Below are 5042 nucleotides of genomic sequence, written 5' to 3'. Positions count from 1 at the left end.
GCCCTAAATCATCGAACAGGGCGAGCGGATCGTCATTCAGCAACTGTTCAGCCGTTTTCCCCTCGATTGCTGTGAGTAACACCGCCAACAAACCGCGAACAATTCGCCCCTCACTATCCCCATAGAAATGCAGCGTGCCATTTGCCTGCAGGCTGTGACCCAACCAGACTCGGTTTTCACAGCCTGCAATTTCTATCTCATCGCGTTTGAGGTCTGCGGGAAGTGCCGGAAGTTGTTTCCCGAGCAGTATCAGCTGGCGATATTTATCTTCCCACTGCTGCAACGGAGCAAAAGTGACTCGTAAACTGTCAGCGGTGATCGATGTGCCAAAAGGGTGACCGGCTAAAAATCCACTTGTCATTTAATCCACCAAAATTTCCAGCGCGTTGTCGATGGCTTTGACCAGCGCATCGACATCAGCCTGAGTATTGTAGGGGGCAAAAGAAGCACGCAAGGTGCCAGCAACACCCAATGCGGCAAGCAAAGGCTGAGCACAATGCTGGCCAGCACGCAGTGAAATGCCCGATTCAGCCAACAGTGTAACCATGTCGTTGTGGTGAACACCTTCAAAATCAAATGCTAACAGGCTCGAGTCCTGGCAGCGGAAGCTGCGAAAACCCGGTCGCTTTGCCAGTTCTGCTTCGGCAAGCGTCGCCAGCCCACGGCTATATGTTTCAGCTTCGGTTAAATCAACGCTTTCGAGCCATTCAAGTGCTGCACTCAGGCCAATAACTCCCGCAACGTTTGGCGTACCCGCTTCAAAACGATATGGCACAGGCTGCGTTTTAAATCCTTCAAATGAGACATGCGTAATCATTTTCCCGCCGCCTAGCCACGGAGACATCTCTTCGAGCAGCGCAGTTTTTCCATAGAGCGCACCGATGCCGGTTGGGCCATACAGTTTGTGGGCGGAGAAAGCGTAAAAATCGATATCTAACGCTTGTACATCCGGTGGGCAATGCACCACACCTTGTGCGCCGTCAACCATGACAGCAGCGCCTGCTTCATGGGCAAGTGTAATCGCTTTGGCCAGATCCGGGCAGCCGCCGGTGACGTTAGACATTTGCCCCAACGCGAGGATTTTGGTTCGTGCGTTAAGTAACGCGGGCAATTTGCTTAAATCGGCGAGGTAATCTTTGCCAAGCGGTAGCTTGATAATTTTCGCGCCAGTTTGTTCTGCAACCATTAACCACGGCACAAAGTTGGCGTGGTGCTCGGCTTCGCTAACAATAATTTCGTCGCCAGCTTGCAGGCGAGGGCGTGCGTAGCATTGAGCGACCATGTTGATCGCTTCGGTAGTGCCACGTGTCCAGACGATGTCTTTGCCCGAAGGTGCGTTGAGCAGCGCAGCGACGCTATCACGAGCGGCTTCATAACGCTCAGTAAGGCGTTGTGCTTCGGCAAATTGGCTACGATGAACATTACCGGCGCTCAGGCTATAAAACTGCTGAGTCGCTTCAATGACGGCGCGAGGTTTAAGGGTGGTTGCGGCACTGTCGAGATAGACACCAGCATCAGCCAGCGCCGGAAACTGGCTGCGAAAACTGGCGGGATTGAATGTTTTCATGATTTTCCTCGTATCACTATGAGACGATCGTGGCGCATTTGTCTTAATCGCACAAGGGATCAATGACCTTCGGAATAGTCTGCTTAGCCAGGCAAGCTCGTGAAAGAGGGTTATGCTGAATAATGTTAGGTGAATCTTTCACCCTGGTTATTTTTAAGAGTTAATCAGCATTAATCGCTACTAAGGAGAAGAATATGAACAAGGCAGCCGCAGCAGTATCAGCAGGTCTAATGGTTCTTGCTCTTTCAGCATGTTCAAGCCCGAACTACGTGATGCACACCAATGATGGTCGAAGCATCGTCGCTGATGGCAAACCTCACACCGATGACGAGACAGGGATGATTCAGTACAAAGATGCTAATGGGAACAAACAGCAGATTAACCGTACTGACGTCAAAGAGATGGTTGAGTTGGAACAGTAATCTTTTTGCTCAAACTTCAGGTTGTTCAAACTACAGATTACTCAAACTACAGGCAAAAAAAAGCACCGCAATTAGCGGTGCTACATTAATCACTATGGACAGACAGGGTAAATGTACAGGAAGTGAAAAAGGGGTAGCGAAGCTACCGGGGTCTGGAATGCCAGACCAATTGCAAACACAACAACACAACATCACAACCGTAAGCCAAAAGCCCTCCGAAACACGCATTCCAGATAACTTTTCGTTCCGGCTCAGGAAGTGACGCCACTATAGGTATTTGCTGGTGCATCCTCAACGGACAATTTATAATGGCTCAGATAAAAAAAACTAATAGGTTAATTAACTTCACCTGTTTGTTAATAGACTTTAACATTTAAGCCAATCAACTATGTCCAAGCGTTTGCCACCTTTAAATGCCTTACGTGTCTTTGATGCTGCAGCTCGTCACCTGAGTTTTACTAAAGCGGCCGAAGAATTATTCGTGACTCAGGCCGCCGTGAGCCACCAGATAAAGTCCCTGGAGGATTTTCTGGGCCTAAAATTGTTTCGTCGTCGCAACCGCTCGTTGCTGCTGACGGAAGAAGGGCAGAGTTACTATCTGGACATCAAAGAGATATTCTCACAGTTAACCGAGGCCACTCGTAAGCTGCAGGCTCGTAGCGCCAAGGGGGCGTTAACGGTCAGTCTGTTGCCAAGTTTTGCCATTCATTGGTTAGTGCCACGCCTCACTAGCTTTAATACAGCTTATCCGGGAATCGACGTTCGTATACAGGCGGTTGACCGTCAGGAAGATAAACTTTCAGATGATGTCGACGTCGCGATTTTTTACGGACGCGGCAACTGGCCGGGCTTGCGTGTGGAAAAACTGTACGCAGAGTATCTGCTACCGGTTTGTTCACCCATGCTGTTAACGGGCGACAAGCCGATCAAAACCCCAGAAGATTTAGCCCATCATACTTTGCTGCATGATGCGTCTCGTCGTGACTGGCAGACCTACACCCGCCAATTGGGGGTAAGCCATATCAATGTGCAGCAAGGTCCGATATTTAGCCACAGCGCGATGGTGCTGCAGGCTGCGATTCACGGGCAAGGCATTGCTTTGGCAAATAATGTGATGGCGCAATCGGAAATTGAAGCGGGTCGTTTGGTTTGCCCATTCAATGATGTTCTGGTGAGTAAAAATGCCTTTTATCTTGTTTGTCATGACAGCCAGGCAGAACTGGGTAAAATAGCGGCCTTCAGGCAGTGGATTCTGGCGAAAACCGCGAGCGAACAAGAAAAATTCCGTTTTCGCTACGATCAATAAGCAAACCAGTGCGTAGGCATGCCACTACGCCTTACTTTAGGGTTACACCATGACCAGCCGATTCATGCTGATTTTTACTGCGATTAGCGGTTTTATCTTTGTCGCCCTCGGCGCCTTTGGGGCACATGTATTAAGCAAAACGCTTGGTGTTGTCGAGATGGGGTGGATTCAAACCGGTCTCGAATATCAAGCATTTCATACATTAGCGATTTTTGGTCTGGCCGTTGCCATGCAGCGCCGGATCAGCATTTGGTTTTACTGGAGCAGCGTATTTATGGCGCTCGGTACTGTTCTATTCAGCGGCAGTCTTTATTGCCTGGCGCTGTCTCACTTACGCCTGTGGGCGTTTGTTACTCCCGTCGGTGGGATGAGTTTTCTCGCCGGTTGGATCTTGATGTTGATTGGTGCAATGCGCCTGAAACGTAGGGGCGCAAGCCATGAATAAAGTTATTTTGTACTGCCGACAAGGTTTTGAGAAAGAGTGTGCGGCAGAGATTACCGATAAAGCCAACCAGCGTGGCGTGTACGGTTTTGCACGTGTAAAAGAAAACAGCGGTTATGTGGTTTACGAATGTTATCAGCAAGATGATGCTGACAAACTGGCGCGTGAATTGCCGTTCAGGGATTTGATCTTTGCCCGTCAAATGTTCGTTGCCAGTGAACTGCTTAAAGATCTTCCAACCGACGATCGCATTACACCGATCACCGGCATGTTGACGGGTATGGTCGAGAAAGGCGGCGATCTACGCGTGGAAGTGGCCGATACCAACGAAAGCAAAGAACTGATGAAGTTCTGCCGTAAGCTGACGGTGCCATTGCGCACCAGCCTGCGCGAAGCCGGTATTCTGACCAATTACGAAACGCCAAAACGCCCGGTAGTGCATGTGTTCTTTATTGCACCGGGTTGCTGCTACACCGGCTATTCGTATACCACGAACAACTCGCCTTTCTATATGGGCATCCAGCGTCTGAAATTGCCTTCCGAGGCACCAAGCCGTTCAACGCTGAAACTGGAAGAAGCTTTCCATACTTTCATTCCTGCTGATGAGTGGGACGAGCGTCTGGCAAACGGGATGCACGCCGTTGACCTTGGAGCCTGTCCAGGCGGTTGGACTTACCAATTAACGCAACGCAACATGTGGGTTTGTTCTGTCGATAACGGCCCAATGGCGCAAAGCCTGATGGACACCGGGCAAGTGACCTGGTTGCAGGAAGATGGTTTTAAATATAAGCCAACCCGCAACAACATTTCCTGGATGGTTTGCGACATGGTTGAGAAACCGGCGAAAGTGGCGAGTCTGATGGCGACGTGGTTAGTGAATGGCTGGTGTCGCGAAACCATTTTCAACCTCAAGTTGCCAATGAAGAAGCGCTATGAAGAAGTGTCGCAAAACCTGGCGTTGATTCATGAAAAACTGGCAGAACATGGTATCAGCGCCGAGATTCAGGCACGCCAGTTGTACCATGACCGTGAAGAGGTGACTGTACACGTGCGCCGTATGTGGGCTGCAGTGGGCGGCCGTCGCGACGAGCGTTAATTTAATCACCCTCACCCCGGCCCTCTCCCTTAGGGAGAGGGGGAAAACCAGACGGTTCCCTCTTCCTGTGGGTGGGGGCTAGGGTGAGGGCGTCCCACCTGGTAAACGTAACTGCTGCAAATTCCCATCAAGCACCAAGTCCGTCTGCAACTTTGCCACCTGGCGGCTGATAAAAGCACTTTCCCGATGCTGTTCTAACTTCTTACGCC

At 50.3% G+C, this 5042-nt stretch carries 6 protein-coding genes and 1 pseudogene; 4 read left to right on the top strand and 3 right to left on the bottom strand.

Annotated elements, in window-relative coordinates; translation table 11 throughout:
- Together csdE and csdA are read right to left on the bottom strand one after the other, a co-directional pair.
- The coding region (gene csdE / locus MES37_RS23420; RefSeq protein ID WP_237932740.1) for a cysteine desulfurase sulfur acceptor subunit CsdE at positions 1-361 on the bottom strand (361 nt) is incomplete at its 3' end.
- Positions 362-1567: a cysteine desulfurase CsdA gene (csdA, locus tag MES37_RS23415; protein WP_237932739.1), complete on the bottom strand. Its 1206-nt coding sequence runs from the start codon at positions 1565-1567 to the stop codon at positions 362-364. It lies immediately after the preceding gene.
- 194 nt (positions 1568-1761) lie between these two features.
- On the opposite strand from csdA, the gene MES37_RS23410 reads away from it, so the two are divergent.
- The 4 genes from MES37_RS23410 to rlmM all read left to right on the top strand — a co-directional run bounded on the left by MES37_RS23410 (position 1762) and on the right by rlmM (position 4833).
- Complete coding sequence (locus MES37_RS23410; RefSeq protein ID WP_064543829.1) at positions 1762-1989, top strand: YgdI/YgdR family lipoprotein; 228 nt, start codon at positions 1762-1764, stop codon at positions 1987-1989.
- A gap of 388 nt (positions 1990-2377) precedes the next feature.
- Positions 2378-3295, top strand: coding sequence for a glycine cleavage system transcriptional regulator GcvA (gene gcvA / locus MES37_RS23405; protein ID WP_064543831.1), 918 nt, complete (start codon positions 2378-2380; stop codon positions 3293-3295).
- Positions 3296-3344: 49 nt separating this feature from the next.
- Positions 3345-3740: a DUF423 domain-containing protein gene (locus tag MES37_RS23400; RefSeq protein ID WP_064543833.1), complete on the top strand. Its 396-nt coding sequence runs from the start codon at positions 3345-3347 to the stop codon at positions 3738-3740.
- Positions 3733-4833, top strand: a complete 1101-nt coding sequence (gene rlmM / locus MES37_RS23395; protein WP_064543835.1) for a 23S rRNA (cytidine(2498)-2'-O)-methyltransferase RlmM — start codon at positions 3733-3735, stop codon at positions 4831-4833. Before MES37_RS23400 ends, rlmM begins: the two co-directional genes overlap by 8 nt.
- A 78-nt stretch (positions 4834-4911) precedes the next feature.
- On the opposite strand, the pseudogene MES37_RS23390 reads toward rlmM, so the two are convergent.
- Positions 4912-5042: pseudogene (locus tag MES37_RS23390) on the bottom strand (flap endonuclease Xni); the annotation flags it as partial.

Source organism: Buttiauxella sp. S19-1, assembly GCF_022134725.1.
Lineage (GTDB): Bacteria > Pseudomonadota > Gammaproteobacteria > Enterobacterales > Enterobacteriaceae > Buttiauxella > Buttiauxella ferragutiae.
This window is presented reverse-complemented; position numbering and strand designations above follow the sequence as displayed.